The 18,588-nt window shown below is 66.6% G+C and carries 19 protein-coding genes and 1 pseudogene; 9 read left to right on the top strand and 11 right to left on the bottom strand.

Features of this window, described 5'->3' with window-relative positions:
- Positions 1-56: 56 nt before the first annotated feature.
- Positions 57-632, bottom strand: a pseudogene (locus tag OG405_RS18175) (serine aminopeptidase domain-containing protein); the annotation flags it as partial.
- A 228-nt stretch (positions 633-860) separates the two neighbouring features.
- Positions 861-1,952 carry a homogentisate 1,2-dioxygenase gene (locus OG405_RS18170; protein WP_327147668.1) on the bottom strand — a complete coding sequence of 364 codons (1,092 nt, stop codon included), beginning with the start codon at positions 1,950-1,952 and terminating at the stop codon, positions 861-863.
- Between the two features lie 142 nt (positions 1,953-2,094).
- On the opposite strand from OG405_RS18170, the gene OG405_RS18165 reads away from it, so the two are divergent.
- Positions 2,095-2,832: a TetR/AcrR family transcriptional regulator gene (locus OG405_RS18165; RefSeq protein WP_327147667.1), complete on the top strand. Its 738-nt coding sequence runs from the start codon at positions 2,095-2,097 to the stop codon at positions 2,830-2,832.
- A 304-nt stretch (positions 2,833-3,136) separates the two neighbouring features.
- Positions 3,137-3,997, top strand: coding sequence for a methyltransferase domain-containing protein (locus OG405_RS18160; protein ID WP_327147666.1), 861 nt, complete (start codon positions 3,137-3,139; stop codon positions 3,995-3,997).
- 158 nt (positions 3,998-4,155) lie between these two features.
- On the opposite strand, the gene OG405_RS18155 is transcribed toward OG405_RS18160, so the two are convergent.
- Complete coding sequence (locus OG405_RS18155; protein ID WP_327147665.1) at positions 4,156-4,509, bottom strand: hypothetical protein; 354 nt, start codon at positions 4,507-4,509, stop codon at positions 4,156-4,158.
- 116 nt (positions 4,510-4,625) lie between these two features.
- On the opposite strand from OG405_RS18155, the gene OG405_RS18150 reads away from it, so the two are divergent.
- Together OG405_RS18150 and OG405_RS18145 are read left to right on the top strand one after the other, a co-directional pair.
- Positions 4,626-4,763, top strand: a complete 138-nt coding sequence (locus tag OG405_RS18150; RefSeq protein ID WP_327147664.1) for a hypothetical protein — start codon at positions 4,626-4,628, stop codon at positions 4,761-4,763.
- 159 nt (positions 4,764-4,922) lie between these two features.
- A complete protein-coding gene (locus OG405_RS18145) occupies positions 4,923-5,318 on the top strand; it encodes a VOC family protein (protein ID WP_327147663.1) in 396 nt (131 codons plus the stop codon).
- Between the two features lie 25 nt (positions 5,319-5,343).
- On the opposite strand, the gene OG405_RS18140 is transcribed toward OG405_RS18145, so the two are convergent.
- A complete protein-coding gene (locus tag OG405_RS18140) occupies positions 5,344-6,036 on the bottom strand; it encodes an NAD(P)H oxidoreductase (protein WP_327147662.1) in 693 nt (230 codons plus the stop codon).
- Positions 6,037-6,167: 131 nt separating this feature from the next.
- On the opposite strand from OG405_RS18140, the gene OG405_RS18135 reads away from it, so the two are divergent.
- From OG405_RS18135 to OG405_RS18125, 3 genes are all read left to right on the top strand, one after another.
- Complete coding sequence (locus OG405_RS18135; protein ID WP_327147661.1) at positions 6,168-7,103, top strand: AraC family transcriptional regulator; 936 nt, start codon at positions 6,168-6,170, stop codon at positions 7,101-7,103.
- An 86-nt stretch (positions 7,104-7,189) separates the two neighbouring features.
- On the top strand, positions 7,190-7,621 hold the full coding sequence (locus tag OG405_RS18130) for a hypothetical protein (RefSeq protein WP_327147660.1): 432 nt from the start codon (positions 7,190-7,192) through the stop codon (positions 7,619-7,621).
- Between the two features lie 100 nt (positions 7,622-7,721).
- A complete protein-coding gene (locus OG405_RS18125; RefSeq protein ID WP_327147659.1) occupies positions 7,722-10,103 on the top strand; it encodes a serine/threonine-protein kinase in 2,382 nt (793 codons plus the stop codon).
- A 100-nt stretch (positions 10,104-10,203) separates the two neighbouring features.
- Here OG405_RS18125 and OG405_RS18120 read toward each other — a convergent pair whose 3' ends face one another.
- From OG405_RS18120 to OG405_RS18110, 3 genes are all read right to left on the bottom strand, one after another.
- A complete protein-coding gene (locus tag OG405_RS18120; RefSeq protein ID WP_327147658.1) occupies positions 10,204-11,202 on the bottom strand; it encodes an alpha/beta hydrolase in 999 nt (332 codons plus the stop codon).
- Positions 11,203-11,541: 339 nt separating this feature from the next.
- A complete protein-coding gene (locus OG405_RS18115; RefSeq protein WP_327147657.1) occupies positions 11,542-12,081 on the bottom strand; it encodes a carboxymuconolactone decarboxylase family protein in 540 nt (179 codons plus the stop codon).
- 16 nt (positions 12,082-12,097) lie between these two features.
- Positions 12,098-12,685 carry a peroxiredoxin gene (locus tag OG405_RS18110; protein ID WP_327147656.1) on the bottom strand — a complete coding sequence of 196 codons (588 nt, stop codon included), beginning with the start codon at positions 12,683-12,685 and terminating at the stop codon, positions 12,098-12,100.
- A gap of 131 nt (positions 12,686-12,816) precedes the next feature.
- On the opposite strand from OG405_RS18110, the gene OG405_RS18105 reads away from it, so the two are divergent.
- Positions 12,817-13,725 carry a hydrogen peroxide-inducible genes activator gene (locus tag OG405_RS18105; protein ID WP_327147655.1) on the top strand — a complete coding sequence of 303 codons (909 nt, stop codon included), beginning with the start codon at positions 12,817-12,819 and terminating at the stop codon, positions 13,723-13,725.
- Between the two features lie 101 nt (positions 13,726-13,826).
- Here the strand turns inward: OG405_RS18105 and OG405_RS18100 are convergent, their stop codons facing one another.
- Positions 13,827-15,269, bottom strand: coding sequence for an MFS transporter (locus OG405_RS18100; RefSeq protein ID WP_327147654.1), 1,443 nt, complete (start codon positions 15,267-15,269; stop codon positions 13,827-13,829).
- A gap of 100 nt (positions 15,270-15,369) precedes the next feature.
- On the opposite strand from OG405_RS18100, the gene OG405_RS18095 reads away from it, so the two are divergent.
- Positions 15,370-15,759, top strand: a complete 390-nt coding sequence (locus OG405_RS18095; protein WP_327147653.1) for a MarR family winged helix-turn-helix transcriptional regulator — start codon at positions 15,370-15,372, stop codon at positions 15,757-15,759.
- A 232-nt stretch (positions 15,760-15,991) separates the two neighbouring features.
- Here the strand turns inward: OG405_RS18095 and OG405_RS18090 are convergent, their stop codons facing one another.
- The 3 genes from OG405_RS18090 to OG405_RS18080 are packed head-to-tail and all read right to left on the bottom strand — an operon-like array spanning position 15,992 to position 18,552.
- Positions 15,992-16,453, bottom strand: a complete 462-nt coding sequence (locus OG405_RS18090) for a hypothetical protein (protein ID WP_327147652.1) — start codon at positions 16,451-16,453, stop codon at positions 15,992-15,994.
- Positions 16,450-17,646 carry a hypothetical protein gene (locus tag OG405_RS18085; protein WP_327147651.1) on the bottom strand — a complete coding sequence of 399 codons (1,197 nt, stop codon included), beginning with the start codon at positions 17,644-17,646 and terminating at the stop codon, positions 16,450-16,452. Before OG405_RS18085 ends, OG405_RS18090 begins: the two co-directional genes overlap by 4 nt.
- A gap of 60 nt (positions 17,647-17,706) precedes the next feature.
- Entirely contained in the window at positions 17,707-18,552 is an 846-nt protein-coding gene (locus OG405_RS18080; protein WP_327147650.1) for a hypothetical protein, read from the bottom strand.
- Positions 18,553-18,588: the final 36 nt, after the last annotated feature.

Genomic DNA, 18,588 nt, shown 5'->3' with positions numbered 1-18,588 from the left:
CCCTGGTCGTCGAAGTTCGATTCGACGGGGCGCCGGTCCGCCCGGGCGGGGGCTGTTCAGTCGTTCGGCCCCAGGTCGCGGGCCCGCAGCCAGTCGTCGACGAGCGCGATCGCCTTCGCCAGCGGTTCGCGCTGGTCCGGACCCAGGTAGTAGTGGTCGGCACGCGGGATCTCGTGCAGTTCCTTGTCCGCGCAGCCCAGCGCCTCGAAGATGTGGTGGGCGTGCGAGGGCGTGCACACATTGTCCGCGGCGTTGTACAAAACCAGTGTGGGCACCGCGATATCCGGACCGCAGGCCACCGCGTCACCGCGCGCATCGTCGATACTCCACTGCGACAGCCAGCTACGCAGGGTGGTGAATCGGGCCAGGCCGAACGCACCCGTGTTCACCTCCTGCGGTTCACCCAGATAGGACTCACCGGGTTCGCGGTCGTTGGGGTCGAGCGCGGGATCGAGCACGGTGGGGTCGGCCATGGTGCCGTGTACGACGAAACAGAACTCGTCCTGCGGCCGGTCGCAGGCCTTGATCGTCGTGAGCTTCTCCTTCACCCAGGTGGTGATCCGCCGGTTGCGGTCCTGTTGCGCCTGCCGATACCGGGCCACGAACTCGGGAGCGTACGGGGGCTCTCTCGGTTTCACCAGGATCGAGTCGAGAGTGACCGTTTCGGTGAGACCGCCGTAAGCGTCCCGGGTGCCGGAGGTGTTGGCGTAAGCGACCACATACGGGACGCGTTCGACATGATGCGGCATCGTGTTGCCTGCTCTCGTCTTTCCGTACTTCTGAGCGGTGCCCACGGGTTCCGGGTCGTGCGGGTGGCCCGGAACGGGCTCGGGACCGCGGGCGCGATCGGGGGCGAACCCTCAGTGCGCGCCGAGATTGCCGGCCATGACCTCGGGGGAGGGGGTGAGCCGGCGCCGGGTGTCCACCGCGATGGTGGTCCACCCGATGTGGGTGATCTCTTCGCGTTTGCGTCGCGCGCGCTCCCGCATCTTCTCCGGCGCGCCGTGGTGAACACCTTGCGGCGCGTGGGAGATCAGACCCGGCGGCATCGGCACACCGTACATATCGCCGCCGTGGAAGAACGCGATCTCGTCGTAGTCGGCATTGCGGTGGTACCACGGGATGGTTTCGGCACCCGGCGCCGATTCGGCCCTTTTCGGTAGGAAGTTCATCACGTACACGCCGGTGGCCTGCATGAACAGGTGCACGGTGGCGGGCAGGTGGACCGTATCGGAGAGTATGACGTTGTAGTCGGCGATATTGAAGGTGAACGGGAAGTTATCGCCCTGCCAGCCCACCACATCCAGTGGATGGTGCTTGTAGAACAGCGAAGTCGGCCCGCCCTCGTGTACCAGCCGTACTTCGTACTCGTCGCGGCCGTCGTCGTCCATGGCCTGCGGTTCGGGAACGACGATCCGGTTGGGATCGAAGGGGAAGTGCCGGCCGAGCGGACCGGCCGGTGGAACGCGGAACTCCTCGGTGGCCTCGATCATCAGCCAGGTCGACTCGCTGTCGGGGACCTGGCGGAAGGTGCACGCCTTCGGGATGTACACCCAGTCGCCCTCGCGGTAGCGCATCGGTCCGAACTCGGTCTCCAGCACGCCGGTTCCCTTGTGCACGAACGAGAGCAGATCGCCGTCGACGTAGCGCGCGAAGAACGGCATCTCCCGCGCGCGCCGGCTCAGCAGGATCCGGCAGTCGGCATTGGAGAACAACAGCAACGGCGACCCGGCGGGATCGGTGGAATCGGTGGGATCCAGTGCGTCGGCGAGAATATCGACCGGGGCCAGCGGGCCCTGCGCGCGATAGCCCATCGGTTCGTTGCGCCGATACAGCTGGGCGGTACGCCCGGTGAATCCGCCGCGCCCCAGTTCGTCGTCCGCGAGGCCGTCGAGATCGGCGTGCAGTCGGTCGGGAGTGGTGCCTTTCCGCAGGTGCACAAAGGATTCCATAGCAGTTTCCCGTCCTCGTCGGGCGCGCGGCGGTCGGGGACAGTGCCCGGGGCGCACCCCTCCGCGATCCGCCACACCGCGCGGCTTTGTGATCGGTGTCACCCTCGCAGAGAAATTGATAGCTGTCAATATAATCCAGTTCATGGACGCAGAGGTCGCATCGAAACCACAGGTGCCGCGCAAGGGCCGGGGCCGACCGCCGGCCGGTGACTCACCGGCCTCGGCGGATGAGATCCTGACTGTCGCGCTACGGGTTTTCGCGCGCGAGGGTTTCGCCGGGGCTTCGGTGGCCGCGGTCAATCGGGAACTCGGAGTGAGTCACAACCTGATCCATCAGCGCTTCGGCACCAAGGAAGCACTGTGGTACGCGATGGTGGACTGGATCTTCGCCAACGCCGTCACGTTGCCGAAGATCCGGCCCGAACGCGACGACCTGCTCCCGCTCGAGGAATTCCGGGCGGGCATCATCCGCTTTCTCGAAATCCAGGCCGAATACCCCGATGTGGTGCGGTTGATCAGTATGGAATCGGCCATCGAGGGCCCACGCCTGACCTATCTCTTCGACCGGCATATCGAACCGATGCTGGTGCTGCTCGCCGAACCGCTGAAACCGCTGATCCAGCAAAAGATTCTGAACCGTAACGATCTGCGCACCCTGCACTTCCTCATCGCCCACGGCGCCACCGCGCCCTTCGCGCTGCTCCCGTTGGCGACTCGCATGGCTCCTGCCGACCCCCGATCCGAGCGGGCGATGCGCCGGCACGCCCGCCTGGTCGCCGACACCATCGTCGCCGGGATCGAGGCCCGGGCGGCCCGGATCCCGGGCTCGGACGAGGTATCCGGCGACGGAGGTACGCGGGCCCGGTCAGCAGGTAGGTGAGGGCGACCTGTGCCGGGAACACGCCGTGGGACTCATCGATGCCCGTCTCAGTGCCCGCCGGTGAGATGACCCGAAAGCCGTTGACGCCGTGCCACAGACGCTGGATTCAGGCCCAGGATCTCCACCCGCTTCCGCCCGGCCGAGTCGAGCGGACTGTCACCCGACTCCGTGAGAAGCGAGCTGTCCCGAGCCGGGAGCTTCCATGGAACCGGTCGACACCCGTCGGCCCGCGATGGCAAACTTCCACCGAATCGATGCCGTCGTAGGGCAGGATGGCGCCGCGCTCCGGCTACTGTCGGGACCCATGCCGAGCGAACACGAACAGCCCGCCCGGACGCCGTCGTTCCACCTGGACGCCATCGCGGCCGAACTCGCTGCGGACGCGACGCCCGGTGCCGACCCGATGGCCGTACTCATCGCCGCGCTGGATCTGCAGGCCGCGTTACCCGGGGTCCGGCGGATGCGGCGCTGGGCGCACGAAGTACTGGCTGTCGATTCGGGGGAGTGGGCCCTCGATATCGGTTCGGGGACCGGTTCGGAGGTGCTGGAATTGGCGCGTCGGGTCGGCTCCGACGGGGAGGCCGTCGGGGTCGAACCGAATCCCTCGATGCTCGCGGTGGCCCGTGCGCGGGCCACCGCGGCGGGGGTGCGGTGCCGATTCGTACAGGCCGACGCCTACCGGCTGCCGTTCGACGACGATTCCTTCGACGCCGTGCGTAGCGAGCGTGTCTATCAGCACCTCGACGATCCGGCCGCGGCCACGGCGGAGATCGCGCGGGTATTGCGACCGGGTGGCCGGGTGGTGCTGGTCGACAGCGACTGGCAGACCGCGATCCTGCATCCCGGTGATACCGCGGTGGTCGCCCGGATGATCACCGCGATGCTGGAGGCCACCCCGAACGCCAGATCCGGTCGCGGTCTGCGCGGCCTGCTCGTCGCCGCCGGATTCGAGATCGACGATATGGGCTCGGAGGCCGTCATCTTCGACCCGGCGACCGCGCGCCCGATGTTCGACGAGGTCGGCGGTAGCGCGCTGGCCGGCGCGGCGATCACCGAACAGGAACGCGACGAGCTGGTCGACGCGATCGAAACGGGCATCGAAGCCGGCGATTACCACCTGTCGGTGACCATGTTCGCTGTGCTGGGCCATCTCTTACGCCCATAGCTCGCATGCCGGTCGCTCGGTTTCGGCCGGGCGCATTCGCCGCGCTCGGCCGTCCGCTCATCGGACAGTGGCGATACCGGCGAGGATGAGGTCGATACCGGCGAGGAACTGTGTGTGTGGTCGGCGGTCTACGGCCCCACCCACGGTCGGCGGTCCGGTTACGTCGGACCGAGCGCCTGCTCGATCCGGGACGCGAGCTCAGCGCAGTCGACCGGTCGCGAGGTGTTCACCGTGACGACCGGCCCGAGCCCCAGCGGCGCCGCCCGCGCTGCCCACGAATCCCACTCCTCGGCCAGGCGCTGTTCGTCCCGATGCAGCGCGGCCCGCTTCCGGCCGGCATACCGGGCCCGCGCGACCTGGGCCGTTACGTCACACCAGAGCTCGACGACCCGGCCCGGCGCGACCTTCTCGACTCCTGCCCGGGCGAACTCGAGATCGCGGGGCCGGAACCACCAGGAGTCCACGACCACATCACGCGGTACGGCCCGGGCCAGCGCCCAGACGATGTCCATCGCGATACCGATTCGGAAAGCGGCCCGAATCGAGCCGGCTGCCGGTGGAAACAGGATCTCGGTTGCGCAAGTACTGTGGGCTCTGTCGATACGACACGTCGAAAGGTGAGCTGACAATGAATTCGGGTTCCGCGGCAGCATTGGAAAGTATTCGTCAGGGCTACCTCAACGGCGACCCTGTCGCCACAGCCCTCTTCATTCCCTTGTTCTTCATCGCCGGCGCTTTCGCGCTCCTGCAGGGGCAGCCGTTCTGAGCGCACTATCTCGGCGGTAGTCGAGAACGTGTGAGGTGAACGCGAGGGTAACCGTGTCCCGCGCGATAAGACGAGGGACACGGCTACCCACCGGTGCCGGGAGCCCCGCAGGAGACAAATCTCCAAGTCGGGGCAAGTGTCACCGCCGATACTCCTTCTATGAGTATCGAGCAGATCACACCGAAACTGATCGTCGAAGGTGCCGACGCGGCAATCCGCTACTACGGCGACGTGTTCGACGCGACTCTCCGAGAGCGGCACGAGTCCGACGGCCGGGTGGTCTTCGCCGCGCTCGGACTTCCGTGCGGCGCGGTCTTCGAGGTGAAGGACGCCGACGAATTCGATCACGACCCACTGCGTCTCGGCGGTCGTGGCCTGCTGCTCGCCGTGACGACGGGCGATCCGGACTGCCTTGCCCAGCGGATGGTGGACGCCGGTGGCGAGCTGATCTTCGAGGTCGCGGATCGACCCTACGGTGCGCGTCAGGGGCGGGTGCGGGATCCTTTCGGCCACGAGTGGATCCTCGGTACACCTATCCCGGTCGCACGGAATTGAGTGCCCTGACGTGCTCGAACAGTGGTCAGGCCGGTACCTGGTCGGCGGCGAGGAAATCGTCGACGAAGCTCAGTGCCCGGTCTTCCAGGCCTGCGTAGTGGGCTTCGCGGATCGAGCCGGTGAGGGCTTCGTCGAACAGCAGATTGCCCGCGTCGTCCAGGCGCTGCCGCTTCTCCTCGGCACCGGCGAGCAGCCCCACCGACGACTGTGCGAAGCCGCAGTAATAGGCGATACCGTCGTTGAGTTGCGTGCTCAATGCTTCCTGCATGAGCTCGACAATCGCGTCGTCGTCCGCCGCGCCCGCCAGGCCGAGCCACAGGATCCGCTTACCCGCGAGCCGGGGTTTGCTCCGGCCGTAGGCGAATCCGTAGTTCCACACCCGATCGATCCAGCCCTTCAGTATCGCGGGGACCTGCAACCAGTACACTGGGAACACCGGGACGATCACATCAGCCGCGAGGATGCGTCGCATATGGCTCTCGGTCTCAGGTGAGTAGGTCTTCTCGCGGTTACCCCACTCCGGCAGATCGGCGGCGGTCATCCGGGGGTCGAAGTTCTCGGCGTGCAGATCGAGCAGGTCGACGTGGTAGCCGGCCGCGGTGAGCCGGCGGGTGGCCAGCTCGGCGATATGGGCGGTGAGCGAGTCGCGGCGCGGGTGGGCGACGACGACCAGGGCGGTGCGGGTGGTCGTGGCGTCGTCGATCGTGGTGTGCGACACGGGGTCCTCCATCTCGATCCGGCTCTTTCCGGATACTCAGTTGTGCGGTCGGCTCTCATTCCACACGGCATCTTCTGGACGATCTATGGGCAAAGGTCTACATCTGATAGGAGTTCGTCTACTCTGGTGGGGTGGATCCATTGAGCACACTGCTGAGCGGCATCCGTGCCGAAGGCGCCGTACTCACCAACGCCGTTCTGGAAGCCCCGTGGAGTTTCCGGTTCGCCGACCGCGCACCGCTGACCATGATCACCGTGCTGCGCGGCGGGGGCACGCTGCTGCTGCCAGGTGGGATCGAGCGCCGGATCGTGGCCGGCGATACGGCGATCGTGCGCGGCCCGGAACCCTTCCTCTTCGCCGACGACGCGGGCACGGTCGAACTGCCCCACCGGCAATACGAGATCGCCTGCTTCGCACCGAACATGAAATGCGATGCTGCGCTGGGCGACGGCAGCTGGGATGACGACCCCGACGGTGAAACCGCGCTGATCGTCGGCGCCTACCGGGCATCGGGCCGGCGCCACGAACGCCTGCTGCGCGCGGTACCGCCGGTGCTCGCGGTATCCGACGATGTGGAGGTGTGCGCGTGGATGGAGTCGGTGGCCAGGGACGCGGTCCGGCGGCCGGCCGGCGCGCAGGCGCTGATGGACCGGCTGCTCGACTGGGGGCTGGTGTGCACGCTGCGTGATTGGTTCGAGGGGCAGGACGCAGGCGCGCCGGGCTGGTATCGCGGGCCGGCCGATCCGGTGGTGGGTCCGGCGTTGGAAGCCATGCACGGAAAGCCCGCCGCCGGATGGACGGTCGCTTCGCTGGCGTCCGAATCAGGGGTCTCGCGGGCGCTGTTCGCGCGACGGTTCTCCGAGGTCATGGGGCAGTCGCCGCTGGCATACCTCACCGAATATCGAATGGACGAGGCGGAGGAACTGCTCGCCGATCGCAATCTGACGGTGGCGCAAGTGGCGAAAGCCGTGGGCTATGCGGACGCGTTCGGCTTCAGCGCGGCGTTCAAACGATATCGGGGCGTCCGCCCGAGCGATTTCCGCGCCACCGTCGATCTCGGAGCGTGAGCGCAGCGTCGAGCATTCGATCGGCAGGACACGACCGGGTGTGAGAGGCTCGGAGCGTTCCGACCGAAGATCACGAAAGGTTCGATATGCACAGCAATATCCGACATTTCGGCTTCGCCGCGTTCCTGAGCGCCCTGGGTGTCGCGGCAGCGTACGCAGCACCCGGCGCCGGAGCGGCCGTCACCGGAGTGGATGTCGCTGCTGGGCCGGCGGGGCTGCACGCCGGATGTACCTACACGGTGACGGCGACAGTCGATGCGCCACCGTCCGAGGCGGGCGAAGTCACCATCATCAACAGCGGTGGCGCGGTTCCGGGTAACGGAGAGCGGTTGGGCCAGGCCGTCTACCACCCGGACAACGGGACGGCGACCTTCGAATGGACGCCGAAATACACCGGTCGTCAGAACATCACCGCCCAGCAGTTCATTCCGGGGCAGAACACGTCGGCGAAGTACATCGAAGTCGATGTGCCGGGACGGGGACTGAACACCGGGAGTTCGTGCCTGCCGTTGCCGTAGGTGTTCGACGCTCCGGCGGCCGGGCACTGTCCACAGAGTTGCCGATGGCTTCCCGATGCGGTGTGATCGGCTGAGCACCGGGTATCGGAGGGGTTGAGCAGTGGCCGCATTGGCGTCGGGGGCGGTATTCGCCGGATACACCATCGAGCGCCTTCTCGGTTCCGGAGGAATGGGCGAGGTCTATGTCGCTCGGCACCCCCGGCTACCGCGTTCCGATGCGGTGAAGGTGCTGGCCGCGGAGTTCACCCGCGACGATTCGTACCGGCGCCGCTTCGAACGCGAGGCCGATCTCGCCGCGTCACTGTCGCATCCGGGTATCGTCAGCGTCCACGATCGTGGCGAATTCGACGGGCGGCTGTGGATCGCCTTGGAACTGATCGACGGTATCGATCTGTCGGCCTCGCTCGCCGCCGCGTCGGGCGGGATTTCCGGCCCGGATGTGACCCGGGCGATCACCGAGGTCGCCGATGCGCTCGACTACGCGGGTGCGCGCGGGTTGGTCCATCGCGATGTGAAACCGGCCAATATTCTGCTGGGCCGGACCGGTCATTACCTGCTGACCGATTTCGGGATCGCGCGGATGGGGCCGGAAACCTCCGACCTCACCGGAACGGGCCTGACGGTGGGCACTGTCGCCTACGCCTCGCCGGAACAGATGCAGGGGCAACCTGTCGATCCGCGATCCGACCAGTACTCGCTGGCTGCCACCGCCTTCCATCTCCTCACCGGCGCGAAACCGTTCCCCGGCACCAACCCCGTCGCGGTGATCATGGCGCACGCCCAGCAGCCGGTCCCGAGCGTGCGCGCGCAGCGGCCCGATCTCTCGCCACACGTCGATTCGGTGATCGAACGGGCGATGGCGAAGAGTCCGGGGAATCGTTTTCCCACCAGCAAGGATTTCGCGAACGCACTCGGCGATGCGCTCGCCGCGACCGTCTCGCACCCCCGGGCGCAGGCCGCGCCGGGCGTGCCCACCCCCGCCTCCGCCGATCGGTATGCAGCCACTGTCATACGCCCGGACCATATCGGCTACCTTCCGCCCCCGGCCCCGCCGATATGGCCGGGGCAGGGCGGTGCGGCACCGTCGGGCCGCAACCGCACCGTGCCGATGGTCGTCGGCGCATTGCTGGCCGCCGTGGTGCTGGTCGTCGTCGGTGTACTGGGCTTCCGGGCGTTCGGGAACCAGGCGGGCGCGGCGGAAGCCGCGCAGCTGCCCCGCCGGCCGGTGACGCCGATGCTGCCGTCCCTCGAGCGCCGGCCGGATACCCCGATCTGGACGATGCAGGACCTTCCGGGACCGCCCGGTTCCTATCCGAGCCGTGCCGAGGTGCTCGGCGGGGACTCCGAGATCGTCCTGCGCGGCCGTAACTACTACCTCTCCGACGGCGGCAACATCGACTACCTGGACGTGCTCGACGCGGGCACCGGACGGCTGCGCGACGGTGCCGAACCCATAGTGCTGGATACGACCCAGCGCAGGTTCGGCCGGTGCGTCGTCAGCGAATCGCGTTCGGCAGCGGCATGCCATCTCGAACGCTCAACGGAAGCCACCGATCAGGTGGTGATCGTGGATCTCGCAGCGAACCGGGTCATCGGCACCGTCACCGCGGCGGGTCGGATCGACGAGCTGATCGCCGCCGGTGAGCGCTTCGTCTTCGTGGACCAGCCGGATCGGCCGCAATCGCCGATACTGCGCTCGGTCGGGGTGGACGGCAGGGAGCTGCCGCCGATCCAGTGGTCCGGCGAGTCCGCGGCTCGGCGCTCAGATGAGCCCCGCCATTCGATCGAGCTCTTCGGGCTGGTCCGGCTGGCGGTGATACATTCCGCCCCCGACCCTTCCCGACCGCTGTCGAAATGGGAATTCCACGTGGTCCGGCTCGAAGACGGCACAGAGATCTTCCGCCGCGATACCGTCGAGCAGATCGGCACGGACGACTGGAATGTCTTTCTCGACGGATTCGTCGTCGCCGACGGTGCGGCCCCGGCCGGGATCTACGACCGGAACGGTGACAGGACAGCGGATCTGCCGGCGGGCTGGCGTCCGAGCGAGCATTCGCTGAGCGCCGAGAAGGGGCCGACAGAGACGTCGGTGCCGACCGCCATCCGAACAGAAGACAGCGAGACCACCTACGCGGGCATCAGCCCGCGCAACGGAACCGTCCTGTGGCAGAACCAGTCGTACAGCGCCGACGATTACCCCGAGCGACTCCTGTTGCGCGGTATCGGAACGCTGATCGCCACCGCGGACACAGGCCGGGTGATCGACGCCTACACAGGCGAGTACGTGATCCCCGGCTACCTACCGGACGGCGCCGAACTCGGTACCGACGGTAACCGGATCGCCGTTGCCACCAGCGGATCCGGCAGCGGTACAACGCTCGAAGTCTGGAACAGCGACGGAGAGGTGTGGAAGATCTCGAGCGAATTCGAACCCGTGGCGATCGGCGGCAAGGTCTACGTCGGAAATCTGCGGCTCTTCTGAATTGCCGGAATCCACCTCGCGGCTGTAGCAGGGGGTCGGGCGCGCCTTCGCCCCTGCTGCTCGCCCGGCCACCTTCCTCGAATGGCTTCGAGGACCCGCTCTAGCGGGTGCCGAGCGACTGTGCCAGGAACGGCCAGGAGGTGCGCAGGTCGTCCTCCCAGTAGCCCCAGGAATGCGTACCGACGGGCCGGTCGTCCAGTGTCACCGGGATGTCCAGTTCGCGCAGCCGGTTGGTCAGGTTCACGGTGCAGTACCGGATGGCCGCTTCGATCGGCCCGCCGAAAGCGAGCTGTACCGGAAGCGGGATCCGGCCCTCCTGGACGCGCCGATCGAACGGGGTGTCATGAGGCGCGGCCGGGACACCGCTGCCGGTGGTGAGATAGATTTGCGTCCCGCGCAACCGGTCCGCGTTGACCAGGGGATCGTTGGCGCGCCACAGTGGCCCGTTCTGCGGACCCCACATGTTCTCGACACTCTGCCCGCCGCCCCACAGTTCCACGGTGAGCCGGACGAATTCGTGCCCGACCGGATCGGAGGTCTGGGCGCACCCGCTGTAGGAGGCCACACTCTTCCAGTAGCCGGGTTTGGCGATCGCCAGGTTCAGTACCGAAGTGCCGCTCATCGATACACCCGCCAGCGACCGGTTGCCGTCGGCGCCGAGGAACTTCTCGATCACCGGCGGTAGTTCCTCGTTCAGGAAGGTCTGCCATTTGTTGCGGCCGAGAACAGCGTCGTCACGGATCCAGTCCGTGTAGTAGGAATTGCTGCCGCCGTAGGGGGTGACGACATTGACGTCCTTGCCGCGCAGGAAATCGAAGGCGTCGGTCTGCACATCCCACCCGCTCTCGTTCGGGCCGCCGCCCGAGCCGTTGAGCAGGTACAACGTCGGACGCGGTCGTGAGCCGTCCGCCGCGCGGACGACCTGGACAGGAATCGGCCTGTTCATCGCGGGGGAGAAGACCGTCACGGTCTGCTGCCGGTCGCTCACGTTCTCCGCGGAGACCACGTGTGCCGCTTCCGGTGCCGCGGCGGCGGGGCTCGCCGTGCCCGCCAGTCCGGCGGCCAGGATGCCCGCCAGGCTCCAGCGCAGTGCGCTCATACGTATCCATCGCCGTGCACTCACAGTCGCGAACCTCTCGTGTACTCGTCGGCCGAGGTATCGAGACCCCGGCGCCCGGAACGGCATCGGGAGAGATTCGGATGGGTCGGGCTTCCGGTTTGGTCGGTTGCCGGACTTTTCGAGGATCGATGACGGGTTGAGCGGACGGGCGGCCGTGGCCGGAGCGGCGCGAAGGCTCTGTCGTCGTGGTGACTGTCGACCGGGCCGCGCCGGGAATCACGACGTACACACAGAACCGGGGCGGCGAGGAAATCCTCGCCGCCCCGGTATCGGTCCGTACCGTTCGCCGGGCAGGCGGAAGGTGCGGGAATGCGTCGGTCAGACCGAAGCGGTGGCCAGCGCTTCGGTCGATTGCACGGCCTGCCCGACCCCGGCCACAATGGCCGCGGCGCGCAACGCCTCGAAGATCACCTCGCGCGAGACACCCGCTTCCCGCAGGGTGTGCTCGTGGGCCTCCAGGCAGTGCTGGCAGCCGTTGATCGAGGACACGGCGAACGACCAGAGTTCGAAATCGGCCTTGTCCACGCCCGGGTTGCCGATGATCTGCATCCGCAACCCGGCCCGCAGATCGTCGTATTTACCGTCCAGGAACGCCTTGCCCCGGTAGAACACATTGTTCATGCCCATGATCGAGGCGGCGCCGAGCGCGGCGCTGTAGGCCTCGGCGGACAGCACACCGACGGCTTCCTCGCCGATCTCACGCAGGGTCGCCGTGGACCGGGTCGCGGCGGCAGCGGCCAGCAGGGTGCCCCACAGCTGCTGCTCGTTCAGCACGGTCGTCCGCGAGATGGACGAGAGGTTGAGCTTGAGGTCCTTGGCGTACTCGGGAAGCGAGTTCTTCAGGTTGTCGATGCTCACAGTGGTCCCTCCGATTTCAGACGCTCGCCGCCAGCAGTTCGCCGGCGTCGATGGTCGGGTCACCCTTCTTCCAGTTGCAGGCGCACAGTTCGTCGGACTGCAGCGCGTCCAGCACTCGCAGCACCTCGTCGACGTTGCGGCCCACCGAACCCGCGGTGAGTGAGACGAACTGGATCTCGTTGTTCGGGTCGACGATGAAGGTGGCCCGGTCGGCGACGCCGTCGGCATTCAGCACACCGGTGGCGGCGGCCAGTTCGCGCTTCAGATCCGACAGGATCGGGAACGGCAGGGTCTTGAGGTCCTCGTGCTGAGCCCGCCACTGGAAGTGCACGAACTCGTTGTCCACGGACGCGCCGAGTACCTGGGCGTCACGGTCGGCGAACTCCTCGTTCAGCTTGCCGAACGCGGCGATCTCGGTCGGGCACACGAAGGTGAAGTCCTTCGGCCAGAAGAACACGATCCGCCACTTGCCCGCGTAGTCGGCGCTGGTGATCCGGGTGAAATAGTCGTCCGGCTGCTGCGCGTCGACCTTGGACAAGTCACCGCCGATCACCGCGGTGAGGTCGTAGGCGGGGAACTGGTCGCCGATGGTCAGCAGGGACATGCCCGATCTCCTTCGTTGTATCTGTGATGCCGGCACGGTCGATTTCCAGCCGACGGGGCGAACGCTCGGAATGGATCTTGCCGAATGACCGGCAAAAGGTAAAAGTGATGACTGGCACTAGATTGATAGGCGTGTCCGATCAGTCTTATCAGCCCACCCTGTCACAGCTGCGTGCGTTCGTAGCGGTCGCCGAGTACCGGCACTTCGGCACGGCCGCCGCGCGACTCGAGGTGAGCCAGCCCACGTTGTCGCAGGCATTGGCCGCACTGGAGAGCGGACTCGGGTTGCAGCTCATCGAGCGCAGCACCCGCCGCGTTCTGGTCACCGCGGCCGGGGCCCGGCTGCTGCCCGCGGCCACCGCCACCCTCGAAGCCGCGGACCGTTTCCTCGCTGCGTCCTCCGGCGACATATTCGCCGGAGTGCTCCGTATCGGCATCATTCCGACGGCCGCACCGTACCTCCTGCCTTCGCTGCTGCCCACACTGCGGCGCAAACTCCCCGCATTGGCCCCGCAGGTGATCGAGGACAAAACCGCACGCCTGCTCGACGAACTGCGTTCCGGGGTGCTCGACGTGGCGGTCCTCGCCCTGCCCACCGAAACCTCCGGCCTGGTCGAGATACCGCTGTACACCGAGGAATTCGTTCTGGTGGTGCCCGCGGGCCACGAGCTGGCCGGTCGCACCGATATCGAGCCGGCGGCGCTGGGCGCGCTGCCGATGCTGCTGCTCGACGAGGGCCACTGTCTCCGCGACCAGACCCTCGAACTGTGCCGCTCCGCTGACGTCCATCCGAGTGCGGCCGGTGACACCCGCGCGGCATCGCTGCCGACGGTGGTGCAGTGCGTGGCGGGTGGCCTCGGTATCACGCTGATCCCGGAGATGGCGGTCGCGACCGAAACCGGTCGCGGCACACTCGATACGGCCCGCTTCACCACCCCCGCACCCGGGCGCACGCTGGGGCTGGTGTTCCGGGCATCCAGCGGTCGCGCCGACGACTACGCCTACCTGGCCGAGATCATCCGCACCCAGCGGCCGTTCTGATTCCGCCGCGTTCGAGGACCGGAGAGCGCCGGCTGCCCGGAGCTGATTCCGAGAACGGGGCCGCCGGTTCGGCGACCCCGTTCTCTCGCTCCGCAGACCCGCTACGCGAGGTCTGCGACAGGCTGTTTGCGCGCCAGCAGCGCCGAAGCCGATGCCACCAGGCCGATCACCGCGACGGCGGTGACCAGGTAGAGCCCCGGCCGGTAACCGTCGATGCTGTCGGTAGCGGCGTGGCTGATCAGGCCGGTGGCGATGGCCAGTACCACCGCGCCACCGATCTGGAACGAGGTCTGCACCAGGCCCGAGGCCAGGCCCTGCTCGTGGTCGGCGATACCTTCGGTGGCCTGCGACATCACGGCCGCGAAGCCGAGGGCGAAGCCGAGACCGAGGAGCAGGAACGCGGGCAGGTAGTCGAGCGCGTAGGCGGGGTCGGGGCTGCCGCCGCGGGTGAGGAACCAGGCGTAGCCGGCGACGAAGGAGGTGAGAGCGGCGACGATCATCGGGGCGGTGCCGAACCGGTCGATGAGGTTCCCGGCCATCGGGGAGAGGACGGCGACGATGATGCCGGCCGGGGCCATGGCCAGCGCCATCTGCAGCGGCTCCCAGTGCAGGGTGTTCTGCAGGTACAGCGACACAATGGTCTGGAAGCTGAGGTAGGAGCCGAAGATGGCCAGCGCGGCGAGGTTGGCCCGCACGATGGATTTCACCTTGAAGATGCTCAGGCGCACCAGCGGATGGCTCACCCGCTTCTCGGTGACGAAGAACGCGCTGAGCAGTCCGATCGCCAGGATCGTGGTGGCGATGACGGTGGCCGTGAAGCCGGTTTCCGGGGCTGTGACGATGGTGTAGACCGCGGCGAGCATTCCTCCGGTGAGCAGAGCCGCTCCGGCGAAATCGATTCGGCCTTCTTCCTTCTCGATATTGCGCGGCACCACGATGTAGGCCGCGATCAGCACTCCGGCGACGACGACCACCGGCATGTAGAAGGTGAGCCGCCAGTCGATGCCGGTGAGCAGGCCGGAGACGATCAGGCCGGAGGCGTATCCGGTGGCGCCGAAGATGGTGAAGATCGACAGGGCCCGGTTGCGATCGGGACCTTCTTTGAAGGTCGTGGTGATGATCGAGAGGGCGGCCGGTGCGGTGAAGGCCGCGGCCACGCCCTTGACGATTCGGGTGGCGATCAGTAGCCAGCCCTCGTCGACGAGTCCACCGACGAGCGAGGCGATACCGAAGACCACCAGGGCGGTCAGGAAGACCTGGCGACGGCCCAGCAGGTCGGCGGCTCGTCCGCCGAGGAGCAGCAGGCCGCCGTAGCCGAGGATGTAGCCGTTGACGATCCACTGCAGGGCGGAGGTTTCGAGGCCGAGGTCGTGGCCGATGGACGGGAGGGCCACGCCGACCATGGAGACGTCGAGCGCGTCGAGGAACATCGCCAGTCCGGCGACGACCAGGATCGCCCACAGTTTGGGTCCCCAGCGGCCGACGTCCGGTGCGGCAGACGTTGCGGCGGCGAGGTTCTGCGGGGTGGGAGCAGTGAGGGTCACTCGACAGAACTTAGATGCACGGGCATTGAATGTCAAAGCATTTAATGCTGGATCATGTAATGCATGGGCATAAAATGACTTGACATGATAATCTCGGCTCATGTACCACGACTCCGACAACGATGTCTGCGCGAAGTGGTCCGAAACGTTGCGTCGCTACCACGTCACCTCGTGTGAACTGGAGAACGCGCTGCAGGCGCGGCACGAGCTCGGGCTCAGTGAGTTCGAACTGCTGCAGGTCCTGGGCGGGCGCTGCGGTGCGGAGCAGGCGGAGAAGGTCAAGATGAAGGATATCGAGGCCGAGATGTACCTGAGCCAGAGCGCGCTCTCCCGCACGGTGACCCGGCTGGAGAAGGCGGGGTTGGTCCAGCGCGCCGCCTGTGATTTCGATCGCCGCGCCAACTTCCTGGCTCTTACTCCCGAAGGTCGCGCACGGCTGGAGGACGCGCGCCCGACGCATCTGGAAGTGCTGCGCAAGCACCTGGTGTAGACCGAATTCTCGGCGGCATCGGCAGGCGTGAGCGGATCGGAACACCGGACCCTGTCAGGTCCGAGACGGGAAGACCGCTGGTCGGAATCGGGGAACATCATTCAGCGGATCGGTATGCGCGTCGCGGGTCGCGGATTGTGCATGGGCCGACTTCGAACAGTGGCCGAGCCTTTGTAGTCGAATCACTGGAAGGGCCCCCGGGATCTGCGTTCGGGAGCGACGGCGCCACGCGTCAAACGAGCCAGGATCGCCCGTCCGGATAGTCGTCGAAGTCGTCGGGCCAATCGGAGGGGCCCACAGTGCCGGGGTCGGATCGTGGACGCAGCGGCGGGGCCTGCGGTGTGGGTGGCGCTGCGCTCCAATTCCAGATGAACCGGTCCGACGATTTCATGTCGACCACTTCGGGTGGAAGTGGGCGAGCCCAGATCTCGATTTCGGACCACTGGCACTCACCACGCTGCACCTGCACCCAGTAGTCGGTGAGCTCCGGCGAAGCGCCGGGCCGCACGGCCAGCGCTCGCATGAAATCCTCTGTGACTTCGGTCGGCTCGTCGAGAAAGGCCTGCATGTCGAATTCGTCCATGCGGATACGAGCGGTGCGGAGGTCGTCGACGGCACCCAGCAACGTGCGGTATGCGGCCTCGACCGCCGGATCGACGTCCGGGTCCCGGTCGGCGGAGCCGGGCGGTCTCATCCGTTCGCCCACGGTTTTTGGCCAGTACCCACGTCGTAGGACTCGCCTGGACGGTTGGTGGTTTGTGACAGATCGGCAGCAAGTCTCGCGTCGTTCATGATGTCCGCTGCCTTGACACCCTTGGCGAACGGTTCCACCAATTGCTCGAACTTCTGATTGGCCTGGTCGCGCGCGAATTGCGCGGGGTCGCGAAGTACCTCCAGGAATTTCTGGACCGCCTCGACCAGCTTCCTGATCTGCTCGACCAGGTTCACCGCGCGCTCGATGATGTCCTTGATCTTGAACGCCAGTTCGGTGATCTGGGCGGTCCAGCCCACGACCGGGATCTTCTTGAAGGCGAACTTGAAGGCATCCGTTACGCCATCGATCTTCACCTGGCTTTCGAGCATCTCCCACAGCCAGGTGAGCACACTGCGAATCGCGTTGCGGATTTCGTCCGAGACCGCTCCCAGCCCCTCGGCGATGATTCGGCCCGTAGGACCTTCCCACTTCATCGCGGCGATCTGGCGGGCCGACCAGTCGCTGAACGTGAGTGCTGCCTGACCGTCCCAATACGCGTCAACGCGCTTGACACCCGACTCGAGGTTCTTTCCACATGCCTCGAGCGCTTGACCGGCTATCTTGTACGCCTCCCCGATCCGGCGGATCTCGGTCCAGTTCCCCGGGACGGGCTTCAAGGCCTCACCCAGCGGATCGAACTCCTTGCCGGCCGCCTTGGTCAGGCGTTTCACGGTGTCGTTGACAGCCCCGAGGGGCGGCGCGACGTCACCGATGAGACCGATCAACTCTTCCTTGTTCGCCGCGGGCGGATCGAGCTGCACATCCTCCGGTTTCGGGTACGCGACCGCGCCCTCGAAGGCGTTGGTCGCCCCCACCGCCTCCTGGTCGGAGAGCACCGGAACCCCCTGGCCCGGGGCGAGCAGGTTGACTTTCTCCCGGTTCAGCGCCTCATAGGTCCGATTGTCCTGGTCCACATAGAGCCAAGCGGCGTCTCGCAACGAGAGCGCGCTGTCGGCGGTTGTCGTTCCGATGCTGAGCATGCGCATGCGCGTGGTTTCCGAGAACGACCGCAACGGTTCCAGCAGACCGTTGATGATCTCGGCGTTCAGCCAGTCGGCAGGCGGCCCCTCGTTGTGGATGAAATCGGCGGCCTTCCATGCGTCCTTGCCGATCTCCTCCATGAGATTGCCCATACCGGCGATCTCTCCGGCATTCGCCCGGAAGTCCTCTACCAATTGACTACACCTTCGCCCTTACGTGCTTTCCCGGATCGTTCGAACGATGTCGTCGACAACGCTCCCGCTGAGTGAATCCTCCAGACCGATATGCCGACGAAGCACGAAGACCGCGACTTCCGCAGTCGCAGGTGCAGGTACGGCAACGACGGTGAACTCCGACCGGGCAGGGTCACACGAGGCGACTTGCGGCAGGTCGGAGATCGACGCTGTGTAACGGACGGCGGGCAGTCCACCGAGGGTCGATTCCACGGGAGGGCTTATTTCCACGCGTGGCTCGCGGGCATCCGGGGCCGCGAAGAGAGCCGGTGTTTTCTCGATCTCCTGGCGGGCGGCGGTCGCTACGTCTACGCCGTTTCGGCCGCGCACCCCGATGAACGCGAGGGACGAGGTGTCAGTGGCGGGACAGTAATGTGCACCGTAGTCGCTGACGGCTCCATAGGTGGCAAGCGTTCCCTGCCCGGACGGATCGGAGTAACCGACGACTGTCTGGTTGCTGGGTCGCCAACCGTTTCCGGACGGCACCGTATAAGTGAGCCCGTACTTCGTCGGTACCGGTTGCGGCTCGCCCTCGGGGGCTGGGCTCATCGACGGTGGTTCGAGGCGTGGATGATTCGGTGGTGGAGGCGGATCGGTGGGGCCGATCGGGTGCGGCGGGTTCCACGCGGTGGAGTCGTCTGTGGTCGCTTCCTCGTTTTGTACGAAAGGGTTTCCCGTCTGGGAGACGAACACCATGATGCCCGCTGCGACAGCGATCGCCACCATGAGCCGGAGGACCTGGATTCGCCCGCTCTTCGCGGGACCGCGACGGAAGAAGTCGCGCAGGAATGCACCGATGCGGGTGGGTAGGTCTCGGCTCTTCACGAGGCTTCGAAGGCGCTGTGGGGGCTGAGTCCGTCT

The organism is Nocardia sp. NBC_01329 (assembly GCF_035956715.1).
Lineage (GTDB): Bacteria > Actinomycetota > Actinomycetes > Mycobacteriales > Mycobacteriaceae > Nocardia.
Note: the sequence above shows the minus strand (reverse complement) of the source record. Positions and strands in the feature narration are given on the sequence as shown.

Bases quoted from the DNA above. Each gene is read 5' to 3' on its own strand.
- OG405_RS18085 (WP_327147651.1), bottom strand. From the start codon at position 17,646: ATGGGCAATCTCATGGAGGAGATCGGCAAGGACGCATGGAAGGCCGCC.
- OG405_RS18090 (WP_327147652.1), bottom strand. From the start codon at position 16,453: ATGAGACCGCCCGGCTCCGCCGACCGGGACCCGGACGTCGATCCGGCG.
- OG405_RS18160 (WP_327147666.1), top strand. From the start codon at position 3,137: ATGCCGAGCGAACACGAACAGCCCGCCCGGACGCCGTCGTTCCACCTG.
- OG405_RS18170 (WP_327147668.1), bottom strand. From the start codon at position 1,952: ATGGAATCCTTTGTGCACCTGCGGAAAGGCACCACTCCCGACCGACTG.
- OG405_RS18155 (WP_327147665.1), bottom strand. From the start codon at position 4,509: ATGGACATCGTCTGGGCGCTGGCCCGGGCCGTACCGCGTGATGTGGTC.
- OG405_RS18120 (WP_327147658.1), bottom strand. From the start codon at position 11,202: ATGAGCGCACTGCGCTGGAGCCTGGCGGGCATCCTGGCCGCCGGACTG.
- OG405_RS18095 (WP_327147653.1), top strand. From the start codon at position 15,370: ATGTACCACGACTCCGACAACGATGTCTGCGCGAAGTGGTCCGAAACG.
- OG405_RS18130 (WP_327147660.1), top strand. From the start codon at position 7,190: ATGCACAGCAATATCCGACATTTCGGCTTCGCCGCGTTCCTGAGCGCC.
- OG405_RS18150 (WP_327147664.1), top strand. From the start codon at position 4,626: ATGAATTCGGGTTCCGCGGCAGCATTGGAAAGTATTCGTCAGGGCTAC.
- OG405_RS18110 (WP_327147656.1), bottom strand. From the start codon at position 12,685: ATGTCCCTGCTGACCATCGGCGACCAGTTCCCCGCCTACGACCTCACC.
- OG405_RS18165 (WP_327147667.1), top strand. From the start codon at position 2,095: ATGGACGCAGAGGTCGCATCGAAACCACAGGTGCCGCGCAAGGGCCGG.
- OG405_RS18145 (WP_327147663.1), top strand. From the start codon at position 4,923: ATGAGTATCGAGCAGATCACACCGAAACTGATCGTCGAAGGTGCCGAC.